Annotated in this window: 19 protein-coding genes; 15 read left to right on the forward strand and 4 right to left on the reverse strand. The window is 49.1% G+C overall.

Going from position 1 to position 17006, the window contains the following annotated elements; all coding sequences use genetic code 11:
* The 3 genes from AC6R1O_RS14210 to yddG form a co-directional block, all read left to right on the forward strand.
* A partial coding sequence (locus AC6R1O_RS14210; protein ID WP_500657247.1) for a LysE family translocator occupies positions 1–377 on the forward strand: 377 nt, incomplete at its 5' end.
* Positions 378–502: 125 nt separating this feature from the next.
* The gene (locus tag AC6R1O_RS14215) at positions 503–901 is read left to right on the forward strand and encodes an OsmC family protein (RefSeq protein ID WP_500632050.1); all 399 of its coding nucleotides are present in this window, start codon (positions 503–505) and stop codon (positions 899–901) included.
* Positions 902–925: 24 nt separating this feature from the next.
* Positions 926–1834: an aromatic amino acid DMT transporter YddG gene (gene yddG / locus AC6R1O_RS14220; RefSeq protein WP_500632061.1), complete on the forward strand. Its 909-nt coding sequence runs from the start codon at positions 926–928 to the stop codon at positions 1832–1834.
* Positions 1835–1838: 4 nt separating this feature from the next.
* Here yddG and AC6R1O_RS14225 read toward each other — a convergent pair whose 3' ends face one another.
* Positions 1839–2258, reverse strand: coding sequence for a L,D-transpeptidase family protein (locus AC6R1O_RS14225; protein WP_500632060.1), 420 nt, complete (start codon positions 2256–2258; stop codon positions 1839–1841).
* A gap of 458 nt (positions 2259–2716) precedes the next feature.
* On the opposite strand from AC6R1O_RS14225, the gene kduI reads away from it, so the two are divergent.
* From kduI to AC6R1O_RS14260, 7 genes are all read left to right on the forward strand, one after another.
* Complete coding sequence (gene kduI / locus AC6R1O_RS14230; protein WP_500632059.1) at positions 2717–3559, forward strand: 5-dehydro-4-deoxy-D-glucuronate isomerase; 843 nt, start codon at positions 2717–2719, stop codon at positions 3557–3559.
* A 45-nt stretch (positions 3560–3604) separates the two neighbouring features.
* Positions 3605–4588, forward strand: coding sequence for a TRAP transporter substrate-binding protein (locus AC6R1O_RS14235; RefSeq protein ID WP_334551556.1), 984 nt, complete (start codon positions 3605–3607; stop codon positions 4586–4588).
* 51 nt (positions 4589–4639) lie between these two features.
* Positions 4640–5179, forward strand: a complete 540-nt coding sequence (locus tag AC6R1O_RS14240) for a TRAP transporter small permease (RefSeq protein WP_500657248.1) — start codon at positions 4640–4642, stop codon at positions 5177–5179.
* A gap of 1 nt (position 5180) precedes the next feature.
* Positions 5181–6488 (forward strand): TRAP transporter large permease, encoded by a 1308-nt coding sequence (locus tag AC6R1O_RS14245; protein WP_334551560.1) that lies wholly within the window; start codon positions 5181–5183, stop codon positions 6486–6488.
* Between the two features lie 76 nt (positions 6489–6564).
* The gene (locus AC6R1O_RS14250; protein ID WP_500657249.1) at positions 6565–7335 is read left to right on the forward strand and encodes an IclR family transcriptional regulator; all 771 of its coding nucleotides are present in this window, start codon (positions 6565–6567) and stop codon (positions 7333–7335) included.
* A 132-nt stretch (positions 7336–7467) separates the two neighbouring features.
* Positions 7468–9099 carry a methyl-accepting chemotaxis protein gene (locus AC6R1O_RS14255; protein WP_500657250.1) on the forward strand — a complete coding sequence of 544 codons (1632 nt, stop codon included), beginning with the start codon at positions 7468–7470 and terminating at the stop codon, positions 9097–9099.
* A gap of 19 nt (positions 9100–9118) precedes the next feature.
* Positions 9119–10282 (forward strand): transporter substrate-binding domain-containing protein, encoded by a 1164-nt coding sequence (locus tag AC6R1O_RS14260; RefSeq protein ID WP_500657251.1) that lies wholly within the window; start codon positions 9119–9121, stop codon positions 10280–10282.
* A gap of 31 nt (positions 10283–10313) precedes the next feature.
* On the opposite strand, the gene AC6R1O_RS14265 is transcribed toward AC6R1O_RS14260, so the two are convergent.
* Positions 10314–10955 carry a helix-turn-helix transcriptional regulator gene (locus AC6R1O_RS14265; protein WP_500632046.1) on the reverse strand — a complete coding sequence of 214 codons (642 nt, stop codon included), beginning with the start codon at positions 10953–10955 and terminating at the stop codon, positions 10314–10316.
* A gap of 518 nt (positions 10956–11473) precedes the next feature.
* Here AC6R1O_RS14265 and AC6R1O_RS14270 point away from each other — a divergent pair.
* From AC6R1O_RS14270 to AC6R1O_RS14285, 4 genes are read left to right on the forward strand one after another with little or no spacing between them, the layout of a single operon-like run.
* A complete protein-coding gene (locus AC6R1O_RS14270; RefSeq protein ID WP_487901618.1) occupies positions 11474–12271 on the forward strand; it encodes a hypothetical protein in 798 nt (265 codons plus the stop codon).
* 23 nt (positions 12272–12294) lie between these two features.
* Positions 12295–12621 (forward strand): carbon storage regulator, encoded by a 327-nt coding sequence (locus AC6R1O_RS14275; RefSeq protein ID WP_334551568.1) that lies wholly within the window; start codon positions 12295–12297, stop codon positions 12619–12621.
* A 2-nt stretch (positions 12622–12623) separates the two neighbouring features.
* Positions 12624–13304, forward strand: a complete 681-nt coding sequence (locus AC6R1O_RS14280; RefSeq protein ID WP_500629981.1) for a C39 family peptidase — start codon at positions 12624–12626, stop codon at positions 13302–13304.
* A gap of 16 nt (positions 13305–13320) precedes the next feature.
* Positions 13321–13932 (forward strand): hypothetical protein, encoded by a 612-nt coding sequence (locus AC6R1O_RS14285; protein WP_500657252.1) that lies wholly within the window; start codon positions 13321–13323, stop codon positions 13930–13932.
* On the opposite strand, the gene AC6R1O_RS14290 is transcribed toward AC6R1O_RS14285, so the two are convergent.
* The gene (locus tag AC6R1O_RS14290) at positions 13929–14936 is read right to left on the reverse strand and encodes a transporter (protein WP_487901615.1); all 1008 of its coding nucleotides are present in this window, start codon (positions 14934–14936) and stop codon (positions 13929–13931) included. The genes AC6R1O_RS14285 and AC6R1O_RS14290 overlap by 4 nt on opposite strands.
* A gap of 182 nt (positions 14937–15118) precedes the next feature.
* The gene (locus AC6R1O_RS14295) at positions 15119–16033 is read right to left on the reverse strand and encodes a helix-turn-helix domain-containing protein (RefSeq protein ID WP_500657253.1); all 915 of its coding nucleotides are present in this window, start codon (positions 16031–16033) and stop codon (positions 15119–15121) included.
* Positions 16034–16228: 195 nt separating this feature from the next.
* On the opposite strand from AC6R1O_RS14295, the gene AC6R1O_RS14300 reads away from it, so the two are divergent.
* Positions 16229–17006, forward strand: a 778-nt coding sequence (locus AC6R1O_RS14300; RefSeq protein ID WP_500657254.1) for an MFS transporter, incomplete at its 3' end; no start/stop codon positions are given.

Genomic DNA, 17006 nt, shown 5'->3' on the forward strand with positions numbered 1-17006 from the left:
CCGCGTACCTTATCTACCTTGGCTATAATGCGCTGCGTTCTAAAGGTGGCGTAGCGGCAAGGCTAGAGTCGGGCGAGCCAACACCAGTGGCTCAATCGGCGCGAGAAGGGCTGCTGATTTCTCTGCTCAGCCCGAAAATTGCGCTGTTCTTCATCGCGCTGTTTAGCCAATTTGTCGCAGTCGGTGACACCTTTGCCGCGAAGTCGATCATCGTGCTCACACCGTTTGTGGTGGATGGGCTCTGGTATACCTTAATTACGTTTTTGCTCTCAAGTCCGAAGCTTATCGATAAAATTCGCTCTAAAGCCGTATTGATTGATAGACTATCAGGGTGTGTATTGATACTGCTCGCAGCGCGAGTTTTGCTGACCGTATAATCGCTAATCGCCGGTATCAGCATGCGCTGAAGCAATGAACAGACAACAGAGCGCGAGTGAGTTTTTCACTGGCGCTTTTTACACACTGACGTTTTCGCAGTTTTTAAATGAGTAGAGAGACAATCATGCAAGCAGAAGTTAAGTGGATCGATGAGTTCAAGTTTTTAGGTCATTCCCAATCGGGCCACTCTGTCGTGATGGATGGCAATGGCGGTGCGAGCGCGCCTAGCCCAATGGAGATGGTGTTGATGGCAGCGGGGGGATGTAGCTCGGTAGACGTGGTCGATGGTCTCAAACAAGCCAACCAAGCGGTGAGCACTTGCGTCGCCAAGCTGACCACTGAGCGCCGTGACAGCGCTCCACGTATTTTTACCAAAGTGAATATCCATTTTGAGGTGTCTGGAGAGGCGCTTGATCCCCAAATCGTGGCGCAAGTGGCGGCCGCTTCACTGACAAAATATTGCTCAGTCTGCTTGATGCTCGGAGAGGGCGTTGAAATGACCCACAGTTGGGAAATCGTCTAAATCGTGTCCGTCGATCGATACACAATGGCCGGTATTGCGGCCATTCTTCTTTGGAGCAGCGTGACGGGATTAGCCCGCTTAGTCGCGGAGTCCTTTGGCCCAGTGGCAGGGGCTGCAGCGATGTACAGCGTGGCGTCGTTGTTTTTGCTGCTGGTGATGGGGCGGCCGAAGTGGCGCCAGTACTCTTGGCGGTATGTGCTCATTGGTGGCGGGCTGTTTGTCGCCTATGAGATTTGTCTCGCCTTAGCGCTGGGCATGGCCAACTCGCGCATGCAAGCGATTGAAATGTTGGTGATAAACTATCTTTGGCCAGCACTCACTGTACTGATGGCTCTGCTGTTAAGCCCGAAACGGGCCAGTTGGCTGGTGTACCCAAGTATTGCACTCGCGTTTGTTGGCGTTGCGTGGAGTATCACCGGCGATGCGGGTCTTTCTGTCAGCCAAATTGCAGCCAATGTCGCCATGAACCCAGCGACGTATTCGATGGCCTTCATCGGAGCCTTTTTATGGGCGCTTTATTGCAATCTAACCAAAACCCTGGCGCGAGGGCAAAACGCCATTACGTTGTTTTTTCTTCTCACGGCCATCACTTTATGGATTAAAGCGGCACTGTTCACAGAGTACAGCGCTCTGCCTTTGAGTGAGGTGTTGACGATGGAATCTGGCGCGATTCTGTTGCTTGCCGGCGTAACGATGGGGGCAGGGTATGCGCTGTGGAACTACGCGATTATCGGTGGCAACATGGTGTTTCTGGCGACCTTGTCGTACTTTACTCCCATCATCGCGACCGTTATCTCGTCATGGTTGCTGGGTGTGGCGATCACTCACAGTTTTCTTCAAGGCGTGGCGATGGTCACCATTGGCTCGTTGATTTGCTGGTGGGTGACTCGAGAAAAGCGCAAAACGCCGACACTGGAAGAGGTCAACTCTTAGCGGCTCACCAGTGGATGTCGATTGGGGTTCCCGTTTCCACTAGGCTGAGTAATTCATCCATTTCAGGGTTGCTGAGAGCAATGCATCCATTCGTCCAATCGAAACTCTGCACATAGTTGGCGGGCCTTTGCTCTCCATTTCTCAAACCGTGAATTTTAATGTCTCCGCCCGGCGACACATTCAACGCACTGGCGTATTCGAGATCCGCTTGGTTTGGGTAACTGATGTGGATGGAACGGTAGAACTCAGAATCTTCCATAATGAAATCCAAGTAGTAGCGTCCTTCGGGCGTTTTTTGATCACCCTCTTGTGTTTTGTGTCCTTTGGGCGCTTTACCCAGGGCGATGCGAAACTCTCTAACCACTTCGTTGTTAGACAGTAGGTACATACGTCGTTTTGATTTATCGACTTGGATCAAATCCACTCGGGGTTGACTAAAGGCATCAGAGTCGGCGGCGAGGCTCTCAGGGCTTCCCCATACACTCGTAATAAAACAAAGCGCTGCAATCGTCAGCGCACGCTGTGGTAACCCCTTCAAAACCCTTCTCTCCAAGCTGCATCATTCTCAACCAAAGTAGTATAACGACAACCGATGCCCAGTGCGATGCGCTTGTCTCTTTTGGGCTGCTCATTGCGCCTAAGTTCAGTCTTGAATGATAAATGATTGATATTAAAACAATGGTTCATAAAAATGAGGTAAATTGTTTCAATGTCTAATTTTTGGCGTGTTTTTGGCAAAAAATGATGGCCAACATCACACAAAATTTCCCTTTAGAGGTTAGGTAGCGGGTGAAGATCTCAATTCGTTTTTGATTATATTTGAACGATATTGATCATATATGAATTAAAGATACACTTACTGCCAACACAAAGGAGAGAATGATGTTTACCAATTACAACAGCAATCCGCTCGATGCGAAGCACTACGATACGGATCGCTTACGCGCAGAATTCTTAAATGAACAGTTGTTTGCTGAAGACTCGATTACCTTGCTTTACAGCCATATCGATCGTGTGGTCGCACTGGGTGTGTGCCCTACGACTCAACCACTTTCTTTGGATGAGTACATCGATAATGGCGTATTCGGCACCGACTATTTCTTGCAGCGCCGCGAACTGGGCATGGTCAACTTGGGAGAAGGGGCGATTGAAGTCCACACCTCGGAAGAGATCTACCGACTTGAGCCGCTCGATGCCCTTTACCTAGGCAAAGGGGTACGCAATATCCGTTTCCACTCTAAAGAGAGTGCGCACAAACCGTATCTTTACTGCTTAAGTGCGCCTGCGCATCATGGCTACCCATCGCGTTTGATCACCCGTGAACAAGCGAAAGTGGTCGAGCTTGGCTCAAACGACACCTCTAACCTGCGAGTGATCAATCAATACTTGCACCCAGATGTGCTGCCGACCTGCCAACTGTGCATGGGCGTGACGCATCTTGCACCAGGCAGTGTATGGAACACTATGCCTGCGCACACTCACGAACGCCGTATGGAGGCTTACCTCTATTTCAACGTTCAACCGAATCAAGTGGTTTTCCATTTCATGGGAGAGCCGCAAGAAACACGACACATCGTCGTACGTGACAAACAGTTAGTGCTATCTCCGAGTTGGTCAATTCACTCAGGTTGTGGGACCAGCAACTACAGTTTTGTCTGGGGCATGTTGGGCGAAAACCAGACCTTTGATGACATGGATTTCGTGGACATGACCGCCATCCGATAACAACCAATAACGACATTACCCTACACATTGACAAGGACTACTGTGATGAAAAAAGTACTGAAAATGACGGCTCTATCTGCTTTGGTCAGCGTTGGCCTAGGCACCGTTTCTATGGCTCAAGCGGCAACTGAAATCAAAGCGGCGTTTAACCAGTCAGACAATCATCCGCAATACATCGCATTGCAAGAGTTTGGCAAAAAACTCAACGAGCAAACGGACGGCCGTTACAAACTGTCTATTTACCCAAATGAACTGCTTGGCGACCAACGTGCGGCACTTGAGTTGGTGCAAAATGGCGCGATTCAAATGGCGGTTGTCGCCAACCCACTGATTGAAAACTACGACGCGACCTACCGTGTGATTGGTATGCCGTATGTCTACTCTGGTCCAGCGCACCAAGAGGCAGTATTTACGTCGGGCGAGTTGGACGAGCTGTTCGCGTCCACCAAACGCTTTGGTTTTGAAGTCTTGACGGCGTACACCGCAGGCGCTCGCAGCATGTACACCAAGAATGCGCCGGTTGAAAACGTCTCGGACATGAAAGGCAACAAGATTCGTGTAATGCAGTCTGAAACCATGATTAAGATGCTATCGTGCATGGGCGGTACGGGCGTACCTATGAGTCAAGGTGAAGTGTACACCGCGATTCAACAAGGCGTATTGGATGGCGCTGAAAACAACGAGATCACTTATGCGGATCTTAAGCAGTACGAAGTGGCACCTTACTTCTCATCAACCCGTCATTTGATGGTGCCCGATCTGGTTGTGGTGAGCAGCTACTTTGTGGATACGATGTCGAAAGAAGACCAAGCGACACTGCGCCGCCTAGCGAAAGAGAGCACGCCAGCGCAGTTTAAGCTATGGAATGATCGCATCAGCACGGCAATGGAGACCGCGAAATCGCACGGAGCGACCTTCAATGAAGTCGATATCACGCCATTCCAAGAGAGCTGTCAACCGCTTCAGCAGGCGCTCACTGAGTCTCCTGCTCAGAAGAAGCTGTTCGAAAAAATCGCCGCTTTAAAATAAGTTCAAGAGTAAGGAGCCAGCGCGGTGCTGGCTCCTTGTCGGATCTTCATTATGCAAAAAACCGTATTTCAAACCTTGTTGTCAGCCATGACAACCTTAAAACAGTGGGTGGACAAAGTACTGTCCCTGTTTTTGATTCTGATTGTGGGCACCATGACCGCCTTGGTCACCTATCAGGTTGCCTCACGCTATCTATTCAATAGCCCAAGTGCGGTGAGTGAAGTGCTGTCGCGCTATCTCTTCATTTGGCTGATTTTATTTGGCAGTGCGTACGTCTTTGGCCTACGTGAGCATATGGCCATCACCTTTATCCGTGACAAGTTCAATGACAAAGTGCGCGTGTTGGTGGAGATGTTCATCGAGTTGGTGACGGTCAGTTTTGCCTACGCGATCATGATCATCGGTGGTTACAACAGTGCAGTACGCCAAATGTGGCAGTTAGACTCGGCACTGCAAATCCCGATGGGTGTCATCTACGCGGCCATCCCGATTTCTGGAGGATTGATTCTGTTTTATTTCCTCTATAACGAATTGAATCTAATCCATCAATTCAAAGCTCTCAAACACAGCAAAACTTCAAGCGAGGTGTAATATGGATATGGCTCTTACCGCCTCACTGGTGATGTTTGTTGGGGCGATCGTCTTGCTGATTATCGGTGCGCCGATCGCCATCAGTGTCGGCGCGGCCTCTTTTGCCGCGATGACGGTCATTCTTCCGTTTCAAGGGGCAATGACGACCTCAGCGCAGCGTATGTTCGTCGGGCTTGATTCCTTCGCGCTGCTCGCGATTCCGTTTTTCATTTTGGCCGGTAACATCATGAACAATGGTGGCATAGCAATACGGCTAATAAACTTTTCTAAAATCATCAGCGGCTTCTTCCCTGGTTCACTGGCGCAGACCAATGTGGTCTCCAACATGCTGTTTGGTTCAATCAGTGGGTCTGGCGTGGCATCCGCGGCGGCGGTTGGTGGCATTATGTCGCCGATTCAGAAGAAAGAGGGCTACGACCCAGCCTTTAGTACCGCGGTAAATATTGCTTCCGCGCCGACGGGAATGTTGATTCCACCGAGCAACACCTTGATTGTCTACGCGACGGTTGCCGGTAGCGTATCGGTCTCGGCGCTGTTTGTCGGTGGCTACGTACCTGGTATTTTGTGGGGCTTGAGCGTGATGATCATCGCCGGCTTTATGGCAAAACGCCGTGGCTATATCGCCAAACACACCATGACGTTGAAAGAGTGTTTCTCCGTCACGATTCAAGCGGTGCCAAGCTTAACCTTGGTTCTGGTGGTGATTGGCGGCATTCTTGGCGGCGTATTTACCGCAACCGAAGCGTCGGCGATTGCCGTGGTCTATTCACTCTTTTTGACGTCGTGCTATCGTTCGTTGAAATTCAGTGAGTTGCCGCAGATTTTCCTCAGTACGGCGAAAATGTCAGCGATTGTGATTTTCATGTTGGCGACCTCGTCGATTATGTCTTGGGTCATGGCGTTTACCCAGATCCCGGGTATGATTGCAGACTCGCTGCTCTCATTGACTGACAACCCATTTATGATCTTGCTGATCATCAACTTGGTGTTGCTGTTTGTCGGTACCTTTATGGACCCGACGCCCGCGGTGCTTATCTTCACACCGATTTTCCTACCTATCTGTACTTCTCTGGGTATGGATCCGGTACAATTTGGTATCTTGTTGGTGTTTAACTTATCGCTTGGCACCATTACGCCGCCGGTAGGGCCGATTCTGTTTACCGGTTGTAAGGTCAGTGGCATCAGCATTGATAGCGTGATTCGCACCTTGTTGCCATTCTTTGTGATGATCTTTGGTGTGTTGATGCTCGTCACCTATATTCCTGCGATTTCCTTGACGATTCCTCAGTGGATGGGATTGATCCGTTAATCAAGGCGTTAACCTACTTTAAAGGACCTAGATTGGCTGTCATACTGAGACTTCTCTATGACAGCCTCTATTGATCATGAGCAACGTTAAAAAAACTGAATATCGCGCGCCCGCACTTGAGAAAGGGCTTGACATTTTGGAGCTTCTTGCCGCGTCTCCGGTGGCGCTGAGTAAAAAGCAAATTGCGGAAAAACTCGATCGCAGTGTCAGTGAAATCTTTCGCATGTTGTCGGTGCTAGTTGAGCGGCAGTATATTGAGCTCGACGCTGAACAATCGGCGTATTCGCTCAGCCTAAGAATGTTTGTGCTGTCCAACCAACATCCTCCCATTGCGCAGATGCTCAAACGTGCGGTGCCTATGATGGAAGATCTGTGTTTGAAGGTGAACCAATCTTGCCACTTAAGCCAATACAAGCATGGTGAGCTCGTGGTGATCAGTGTGCAGGAAAGCCCTTATAAAATGGGATTTGGCTTACGCTTAGGGGCAACGTTAGATATCTGCTCATCGGGCTCTGGCATCGTGCTGCTCAGTTTTACCGAGCAAGCTCTGCGCGACAAAATCCTTGCGCAAACCGATGCGACGTCCGCTGAAATTGAACACGCATTAGCGAACATCGAGAAAACGCAGCGAGACGGCTACTTCGTTGGCGCCAGTCCGCAAATTTCTGGCGTTACCAACATCAGCTATCCAATTTTTGGTGCTTTAGGCGAACTGATGGCAGTAATGACAGTACCTTACATGACCTTAAATTCGCGCACTGTTCATCATCACATCGAAGACATCGAGCAAACCCGTCAAGAACTGGCGCAGGTGGCCGCTCAATTGAGTATGCGTCTCAATAACTAAATAGCCTTGACGCAACTGGTACAACTTGTGGGTTATTTGCCGGTTATTCCCTATCACTTAGGTTGAGGGTGGTCCCATTCTGAACTAACTTCAAATGAGTAGCTGTCTACTCATTTGAAGTTAGGAGGGAGTATGCTCTCAGCCATGTCAAAAAGTATCCGTTTAAAACTATCTTCCGCACTGGGTTTGCTGGTGGTCTCCTTGGTGGTGGTGTTTGTCACCTTTAGTACCATTTCCTCCGCACTCAATAATGGCCTGGGTTTGTTTGGCCAAACTTATATGCCTGCGCTGTCCGATATCCTCAATGCTGACCGAGATTTATACCAAGCCAGAGTGGCGCAAATGAGTTACATCACGGCCAATGGCACTGAGGATGACCTTGCTGATTTTGAAGAAAACGCACAGCAAGCACTGGATAGAATGAACAACTATCTCGGTTATATGCAAGAGGAACAGGCAATATTGGCGAAGCTTAAAGGCTATCAGCAAGCCTTTGATCTGTGGAAAAGCTCCTCTCTTGAAGTTATTGCGCTGCGTGACAAAGGTGAGATACAACGGGCTTCCGAATTGCTCAGTGGTGATAACAGCGCGCACTTTTCCACGTTAAGAGATTTCTATGACGTCGCCGGTGAAGCGCTCGATGCGCAAGCAAAGCAAACCGTCGATGTGCTCAATGCACGCATGGATGTGAATCACCGCAATCTTCTTCTTTTCGTCATTTTCGTCGGTGTGCTCTCGTCTGTACTGACATTCTTTGTCCCAAAACTATTGGTCGACGGTATGCGCCAATTGACCTCTCGTGTGGGTGAAATCTCGCAAGGTGATGGGGATTTAACACAACGTATCGACTCTAAACGCAAAGACGAACTCGGGCTTCTGGCCGGTACCTTTGATAACTTTGTCAGCAAACTGCAGGGCATCATTATCGGTATTTACGATAACACCAATAATCTTAATCATACGGCTGATGAACTTAACCAGAGCTACTCACAGGCGCAGGTGGTGAACGAAGAGATCAGTCGTGGTATCGATATGATCGCCACCGCCGTCAATCAGTTCAGTGTCTCGGTAAAAGAGGTCGCGGAGTATTCCGACAAAGCGGCAAGAATGTCGGAATCGACCGCGAAAGTGACGCAAAATGGCCAAGCCTTGATTGAGGGATCGGTACGTGGCACGCATGAGTTGTCTGATGCGATTACCGATGCCAATAATGTTATCGAAAATCTGTCAACCGAATCGCAAAACATCGTCTCCGTACTGGATGTGATTCGTAACATCGCAGAGCAGACTAATCTGCTGGCGCTTAACGCGGCCATCGAAGCAGCCCGAGCGGGTGAACAAGGACGCGGCTTTGCTGTGGTAGCGGATGAAGTTCGCTCATTGGCAAGTAAAACCCAACAATCTACTGAGGAGATTCAGAAGATGATCGACTCCTTGCAGGTGGGCGTGCAAAACGCCGTGTCATCGATTCGCGTGGGGAATGATAAAGTACGCAGTTCAGTCGAAGCGGCGGAGAAAATTCAAACGCTCTTTACCGAGATTCATCAAGCCACCATTGATGTGAGTGATATGGCGACCCAAATTGCCGCCGCAACGGAGGAGCAAAGCACCACCTCTGAAGAGATCAACACTAACCTTGTCAGCCTCAATGATCAGAATCAGAGCAGCAAAGCCTTGTCAGAGCGTATCCATCAAGTCGCGCAAAATGTCATGGAGCTATCGAGCGGGCTGAGCCGTGACGTCAATCAGTTTGTGGTGAGATAACCCTTAAGCAAGGAGAGTGATGATGGCGCGTTTAGTCGCAGTGTGGTGGCTCCTGTTGATGCCTTGGGTAAAGACATGGGCCAATCCTGTTGAGCTTTATACGGAAATTTCTAAACCTTATCAAAGCTTTGATAATGGAGAATTGCATGGCACTGTGGTGGACACGGTCAAGTGCATCTTAGAAAATATGGACATGGATTACCGTATCCAACTCTCACCGTGGAAGCGCGCTAGTCAGTCGTTGAAAACCGGCGGCGTGGATGGCTTTTTCTCTTCAACCTATAACTCAGAGCTCTCTGGTAATGCGACCTTGACGCACCCTCTAGTACTGGAAAAGTGGTATTGGGTGTACAGCGGTGACACCGTCAATTTTGACAAACTCGGCGTAGTGCATGGCAGTGCTCAAGATGCTTGGCTATCAGGCCAAACCATGTACACCCCCATCATCCGCGCCAAGGATTCCGCACAATTGATAAACTTGCTACTGAAAAATCGCATCGAGGTGATCGCTATCGACCTGAATGCGTTCAACAGTGAAATTGCCTCCGGCTCTTACCCGATGGACCGAGTGTCGCAGCTTAACTCACAGTTTTTGACATTCTCTGCACTGGGCATTTACTTTAACAATGAGTTCGTCAACGAAAATGAAGGCTTCATGGCAAGGTTCAACAGCTATATTCCTGTCTGTTCGAGTGTTTCCTATTCGCTGAGTGACAAGGAGGAGCAAGTGCTTAAGCAGTTCGCCATACAAGATATTGTGCCTTTGGCGAAAAGTGCGTTGGTCAGTGATGTCGTCGCGGTAGCGAATAAGGATCCTCAGCACAGACAAATGAAAAACAATTTTGATGCCTTGATGGGCAATGCGCTCTCGCAACACCTGATTCAATTTCAGGAACAAAGCCAAGAGATCTTCTCCGAAATCATGGTTTTTGATGCTCAAGGCTATAACGTAGGGCAAAGTGTGGTGACATCAGACTTGTGGCAAGGCGATGAGCCCAAATACTTGAGGCTCTTGAACGGCATTGACATGTTTATTGACGACATTCAGTATGATCCTTCGACCAATCTGTTTCAAACCCAAATCAGTGTTCCTATCCGCGACAGCCAAACAGGGCGATTTATCGGCGGTATGACGGTGGGCGTGAATCTGGAGCGATTCTTTCAAAACGATCAAGCAAAATGATTAAGTTCCAAGCTCAATCACACACATTGAATTAAAGCCCCGTGGCGTTTTGGACCGCTCGGACGACCTGCGCCGCCTCTTTTCGCTTGTGTACATGCAGCTTTTTATACAGTTTGTAGATGTGGCTTTTGACCGTACTTTCAGCGAGATAGAGTTGGTTGGCGATCTGCTGGTTAGATTTGCCATGATAGATTAAATCTAGAATCTGCTTCTCTCGGCAGGTCAAGTTGGCGTAGTAGTCGTGTTGGACGGTGTCCGGATCTCGATAGTGGAGCACGGTGCGTTCTAGGCATTTTCTGGGCAGCCACAATCCACCGGACAAAATGTATTTTACACTCTGTGTTAAGTGGTCGACCGAAGCGGATTGAAGGAGTAGGCCGCGCAAAAACTTCCAACGCACAAAGGTAAAATTTTGTGCCTCTTCCGGTACATTGTGAACGAGCAAACCAAATCCGAGCAGCTCGAAGTCGGGCAGGGCATCTTCGCGTAACATATCGTCTAAGTAGGCGTAATCCACCACGACCAGATCCACTTTGCGCTTAACAGAAAGCTCGACCAATTGCTCTGGCGCGCAACTCTCAACGCTGACATTCTTGATAGTTGAGAGCTGCTGTTGAATCAAGCTACTTTGCAAATTTTTTTGCGTCAGGAGCATCAGTGTGTAGGTATCCATGGGTTTCCCATCCTGGCAACAAAATGAACGTTGAAAGACTCGAAACATCATCCTTTCAATAGGGTTAAGTATACGCCAGCGCCCAGTATGACGGCGCAAAATCATAAAGAGAGACTAGAAGCGTATTAGGGTGGTGACCTTTAGTTTCAACATGATCGGCGGTATATAAACTAAGCGCTTAGTCGGAACGTTGTTTTGTGATTTTAAATCAGTAGGTTAACTTTGCTCTGACTTTATCTTTCATCATGACTGTATGAGCGTGCAAGACTGAAAATAGCCGTAAACACGTCATACTTTTTCCCTCCAAAATAGTCATCTTCTTTCATACTTCAGTCAGCAGTGCCCGATAAGATATTGTTTTTAAAGATTAAAAAAACAAGCAGTGATAAGTGTTCCCTAAATTGCTGGTGTCTGGCTTTAGACAGTCTTAGCGGTGAGACAATTCCAAATTGCGCACCCCCTATACTGAGCTTGCCTTAGGGCGAGGAACAATCAGTCAACTTAATGGAGTGCACATTATGAATCTTCAAAAAACCGGTATTGCTGTCGCGATGTCAGCGCTATTTGTGAGTGGTATTGCGTGGGCCGATAACAATAACAGTGACGACTTTCTAAGTCACAATACAGATTCAAGTAACAACTGGGACGACAGTGCCAACACCGTGACGCAAACGCAAACGGTGTATGACAATGATACCGACAACAGTGTGGCCAACAGTGGGAATACGGCGAATTTAGCCAGCGGCAACACCATGACGGACAACAGCGTTGACGATAGTGGTAACACAGCGACGTATACCGAAGCGAACACCGATACTGACAACAGTGTGGCCAATAGTGGAAATACGGCGAATTTAGCGAGTGGTAACACCATGACGGATAACAGTGTTGACGACAGTGGTAACACTGCTACGTATACCGAGGCGAATACTGATATCGACAACAGTGTTGACGATAGTGGTAATACTGCAACGGTCGCCAGTGGTAACACCAATTCCAGTACTAATGGCAGCTACAACGATGGCAGTGATAACAGTAATACTTGGAACAACAGTGCCAATACCTACACTAATACCTATGAGATTGATCTCGACTCCGACACGGTTGTGGCCAGCTCAACACTGGGCGGTAGCGTATCGGGTGTATCTGTCGTTTACGGTGCCGGTGGAAACAAAGGCCGTGTGAGCGTAGACAACATCAATCGTATGGATGGCTTTGGCAGTGCAGCGGGTATCGTGACTGTGGCGCAGAATGCGGGTTCAAACTCATTGATCCAACAGTCTGTATCCACTAACGCGTCTGTGTTTACCGATTAAGTTCGCACTCTAGGAGCAAAGCGATGCGTACAGCTCTATTCGTCCTGATGACGTTGGGCACGCTATCTGCTTATGCCGATGAGTTGATATTGGAACAACCGGGGCTGTCGGAGCAGCAACTCGACAGCTCCCGTGGAGGCCAATATCACATCGACATCGAGAGTGTGACTGCGTCGTCAGAGATAAATGGTATCAACGCAGGAAATGCGGTGACAAACAGTGTCACGGGGAACAACGTGATCGCGAGCAGTGCGCTCATGCACAGTTCGGGTATCACGAGCGTGGTCCAAAACACTGGCAATAATGTGTTGATACAAAACTCAACAGTTGTCAATTTAACACTGAAATGACCATGAAACTTTGGTGCGTAATTCTAGCTTGGGTAGGAGCGATGCTCTGTTCTTCTGCTCAAGCTCTCAATTTTCTCCCCCAGCGCGGAATGTACAGCGTGCCCGTAAAAAGCTACAAGGAGTTGCAGTTTGGTGACGTGCATCGTCAACAATACGATTTTAGTTGTGGCTCTGCGGCGCTGGCTTCCCTTCTGACTTACCACTACCAAACCCCTTCCGCCGAACAAGAGATATTTGAAGTGATGTTCTCAAATGGGGATCAAGCCCTCATTGAGCAACAGGGCTTTTCGTTGCTCGATATGAAGCAGTATCTTGACGCTCAAGGGCTGCGCGCAGATGGATTTCAGATCAGTTTGGAGAAAATGAAACAGGTAGGTGTTCCTGGGGTGACCTTAGTGAACTTTGACGGTTATCTTCACTTTGTGGTCATAAAGGGAATGAACCAACACTCTGTGATCTTAGGCGATCCTTCTCGTGGCACCATGATGATGAGCTTTGAAGAGTTTGAACAGTACTATCAAGGTGTTGTCCTGCTGATTCGCAATAAAGCGGAAGTGGGGAGGGCCTCGTTTATTACCGATGATCACTTCGCGGTTTATCACAGCGCACCATTAAGCACAGGGGTATCTCGAGAATCTCTCGGGGTATTTTCGATCACGTTACCAGAGGCTGGGGAATACTAGCCTTTAGGGCGACATTATGAAAACGGTAAAGGTGGTAATAGGAGTATTAGCCAGCATGGCGTCGATGTCCGTGTTTGCTGATGCCATTGATATACAGCAAGTTCAACTGACACCCATGAGTCAATCGAGATTGGCTCTGTATCGAGGAGGGTTTCAAATCAACAGAGACTACGTCATCAATATAGGCTTGAGTGTACGAAGCAGTGTTAATGGACAATCGGTCTTTAATACGCAAATCGCCAACTTGGTGTTTGAAAACGGTCAACTGCTCAAGCAGTCGGCGAACTATCAAGTCCGGCAAGCTAACCAAACGGACGACTCGTTGACGCCAACGACTGCTGTGCCCGTCACTGATGTGGTGAATGTTGTACAAGTGGGCGAAGGCAATCAGATTGCAGGAGATGTGAGTGTCAACCCAGCGGCGTTAGTCAATTCACTGGATGCGACCAACGGCACATCGGCGTCGATCACCTCAGCAAGCATCACTAATGTGATTCAAAATACACTCGATCACAGCGTGCTGGGGGTGGATACGATTGTCAATATTGACGCTCAAGTCAGCGGCTTAGTGCAACAGATTCGCAGTCGCACCAAGCTTCAAGATGCCTTATTGATCGGAGGTTATTAGAAACTGAACGGCACCCTCACTGTCAGTTGGAAGTCGGGGGTGTCTTCGGTTAAGCCTGCCTGAGCGTTGACGTTCAATGACGATGTCTTTGAAAATGCGTAGTTGACACCAAAGTTAATCGAATCCAGTTGCAGTAGTTTTGCATCGTCCGCCTCTTCGCCATCCAGTGTGCTTTTCAATATCGTTTTGTGGCTCAAGCCGAGCGAAAACGACAGATCAGGATTGACTGAAAAGCCAATCCCCGCGCCTAATGAAAGGGTATCACCCAATTTTACGGCACTGCTGCTGTCCCCTACATTGACGTCATCTTCAAAATTGTAAATGTAGCTGAAACTGGTAAAGAGGACGGCAGGGTCGGTCGGATAGATCATCGAAAGGCTGGGCTCAATGCTCCAAAAACCGGATCCGGTTGGGACCTCTTTATAGGTATTGGTGGTGTCGTCGATCTCAATGTCATAGGGCGACTTTCCGCTGTCTGATTTGACGCTTAGGCCGCCAATCCAGTAGGGCGTCGAGTCGACATTGAATTGATGGCGCAGCGCTAACTCCACATCGCCTAATCCTCCTCCATCTAGCGTGATATTGACCGTGTTGTCTTGCGCACCGTCTTGGATTGGGCGGGTAGAGATTTGATCGTTTCGATACACAAACGGTAAGCGCAGTTCCAACTCTGTTGTGTTGGTGAGTCCATAACGCGCACTCATCCCTGCGGTAATGGTGGTTCTGTCTGAATCACTCACCTCGATACGTCCAACAATCAGCGTCGGTAACACGGTATACCCAACCACAGAGACTTTATTGGATGAGTTTTGCGTGTAACTGAGTGAGGCGTCAAAAGTGAGTTTTCCTTTCGGTGTCAGTACGCCGGGTCGTGCGATCACATCGCCCACAGTTAACGGTCGAGCCGCCTCTTCTTGCGCGAATGTCGTGTTGGACAAGAGCAATGCGCTTAAGCAGGGTAGGGTCAAGGTTGTTAGGGAGAATTTCGTCAAGGGAAAGGACATCGGGTAAGCCTCTTCTATCCATAGGTACTTGATTAGATAGAACAGGGTGAGAGGCTCCGCTATGAACGAAAGTTTGTGTTGTGTCTCTTCTAAGCCCTGAGACGGTTAGACGTGTCGTGTTGCAGGCAAAAGGAGGAGAGAGTGTTCATACTTTTTCGTCTGCGGTTAAGGCCAGCAACATGCTAGAGAGAGGATTTTACCGTTAAGGGAGAGATAAACTGTTGGCGAAATTCGCTCGGCGTCATCGCCTTAACCCCTTTGAATTGACGGTTAAAGTTGGAGAGGTTTTTAAAGCCGGTACGCTCTGCAACAAGGGCGATCGGCAGACGAGTACTGGCTAGCAGCTCACACGCTTTGCCGACGCGATACTGCTTGAGATGTTCAGAGAAACTTACCCCATAGTGTTTTTCAAACAATCGATAGGCGGAGCTTTCACTCATGTGCAGTGTTTGACACAACGCGGTCATTGTGATGCTTTGTGCGTAGTGCTGTTCAATGTAATGCGTGGCCAGTTCAATGCGGCGATCCGTGTCGTGCTGGGAGGAAAAAGGCTGTATGCGATATGGTGAGGTACAGAGTTTGGTCGCCTTAAGATCGTCGGCAAGCGTGAGCAGCACCTCAATGACTTTGACCACCTGGTGATGGCGCGGCAGATGGATATACCCTTCCATGATATTGGCCACTTTCTGCGCAATCTCAGGGCTAAAATGCAGCCCGTGCGCAGCTTGGCTCAGTAAGCGAGAGAGGTGTCTCGCTTCGGGCACTAAGTGTTGCAGTTGATCCACCCAGTGCTGTGAGAACCAAATGATCACCGTGTGTTGCTCACTGTTCTCTGAGGCAACACTTTTGCCTGCGAGCATGTGGGGCAGCCCAGGCCCATAAAGCAGCAGAGTATGATCCACAATCTCGCCAATCGCATCACCGGCGTAATAGTTACCCTGAAACACTGAGTGCGGATCGAGATAGAGCACCAACTCATACTCACTGTGATAGTGCCATGAGCAGGCGTACTGATCGTTGTGCTCTCGGCAACGAAATTCACGCACCAGCCAGTCAAAGCTAGGGGTTGTCAGTACATGCTCTTTAAATGGCTTCACAATGTGCTCCTTGGTTTGTCGTTAGCCTAGCTTTGTGACGCTTTTCTGTCAAAGATGAGTGTAAAGTTGAAGGAATAGTATCAAATCTGGCTCGAATACTACCATTGTCGGCGGGGGATTGGCGTAGACTGACGGGCATTGCTTGCGGCGTATTCGCCGTGTTCGTTCTCAATGTGTCTGGATGGGGAGTCCGCCATGTACCGGGATAAAACCGCACTCTATTTTATATTTACCACTTTTGTCACCGGCTTGTGCGGCGCGTTTTTCTATCCATTATCGAGTCTCTTCATTGTGCAAGAACTGGGTGCTTCACCATTGATGTTGAGCCTCTACATGGTGGTGGCGGTCAGCAGTTCGGTATGGGTCTCATCGGCGATCGCCAAACGGTCAGACAGCCATTGGAATCGCAAAACCATTTTGGTCGTCTCGTTAAGCAGCTATCTCATTACCGTGGCGAGCTTTACTGTGATTCGTGACTACTGGTTGGCGGTTGCTGTGGTCACACTGTTCGGCAGCGTCAGTGGCGCTTCGTTTGGTCAATTGTTCGCTCTCGGCCGAGAGTATGGTGACCGTCATGTCGACAACAGCACGCGTTTTGTTGCTACCATGCGAGCGGGTCTAGCGATTGCGTGGGTGTTTGGTCCACCCGCAGCGTTTATGCTCAAAGCTCAGTTTGGCTTTAGCGCCTCGTTTGCGGTCTCGGCTGTGATCGTGGCCTTGGGTATTTGGGTGGTCGTCAAGCAGATCCCCTCGCATGTGGTGACGCAAGAGGATCGCTCAGCAAGTCGCGTCAATAAACCTCTGGGTAAACGTGTGCTGTTGTACTGCGTGATCGTGGTGTGCGCTTTTTCAGCGAATAACCTCTACATCATCAGTATTCCGCTTTACCTCTCTCAAGAGTTAGTGGTCGATGCCAGCTGGCTTGGGCTGTTATTTGGGGCTGCCGCCGCCTTTGAGATTCCGGTGATGCTGG

Source organism: Vibrio sp. R11-SG3-ISO3-SZ, from assembly GCF_059834345.1.

Bases quoted from the DNA above. Each gene is read 5' to 3' on its own strand.
- AC6R1O_RS14285 (WP_500657252.1), top strand. From the start codon at position 13,321: ATGAAAACGGTAAAGGTGGTAATAGGAGTATTAGCCAGCATGGCGTCG.
- AC6R1O_RS14280 (WP_500629981.1), top strand. From the start codon at position 12,624: ATGAAACTTTGGTGCGTAATTCTAGCTTGGGTAGGAGCGATGCTCTGT.
- AC6R1O_RS14260 (WP_500657251.1), top strand. From the start codon at position 9,119: ATGATGGCGCGTTTAGTCGCAGTGTGGTGGCTCCTGTTGATGCCTTGG.
- AC6R1O_RS14240 (WP_500657248.1), top strand. From the start codon at position 4,640: ATGCAAAAAACCGTATTTCAAACCTTGTTGTCAGCCATGACAACCTTA.
- AC6R1O_RS14255 (WP_500657250.1), top strand. From the start codon at position 7,468: ATGCTCTCAGCCATGTCAAAAAGTATCCGTTTAAAACTATCTTCCGCA.
- AC6R1O_RS14245 (WP_334551560.1), top strand. From the start codon at position 5,181: ATGGATATGGCTCTTACCGCCTCACTGGTGATGTTTGTTGGGGCGATC.
- AC6R1O_RS14270 (WP_487901618.1), top strand. From the start codon at position 11,474: ATGAATCTTCAAAAAACCGGTATTGCTGTCGCGATGTCAGCGCTATTT.
- AC6R1O_RS14250 (WP_500657249.1), top strand. From the start codon at position 6,565: ATGAGCAACGTTAAAAAAACTGAATATCGCGCGCCCGCACTTGAGAAA.
- AC6R1O_RS14235 (WP_334551556.1), top strand. From the start codon at position 3,605: ATGAAAAAAGTACTGAAAATGACGGCTCTATCTGCTTTGGTCAGCGTT.
- kduI (WP_500632059.1), top strand. From the start codon at position 2,717: ATGTTTACCAATTACAACAGCAATCCGCTCGATGCGAAGCACTACGAT.
- AC6R1O_RS14265 (WP_500632046.1), bottom strand. From the start codon at position 10,955: ATGGATACCTACACACTGATGCTCCTGACGCAAAAAAATTTGCAAAGT.
- AC6R1O_RS14290 (WP_487901615.1), bottom strand. From the start codon at position 14,936: ATGTCCTTTCCCTTGACGAAATTCTCCCTAACAACCTTGACCCTACCC.
- AC6R1O_RS14275 (WP_334551568.1), top strand. From the start codon at position 12,295: ATGCGTACAGCTCTATTCGTCCTGATGACGTTGGGCACGCTATCTGCT.
- AC6R1O_RS14215 (WP_500632050.1), top strand. From the start codon at position 503: ATGCAAGCAGAAGTTAAGTGGATCGATGAGTTCAAGTTTTTAGGTCAT.
- yddG (WP_500632061.1), top strand. From the start codon at position 926: ATGGCCGGTATTGCGGCCATTCTTCTTTGGAGCAGCGTGACGGGATTA.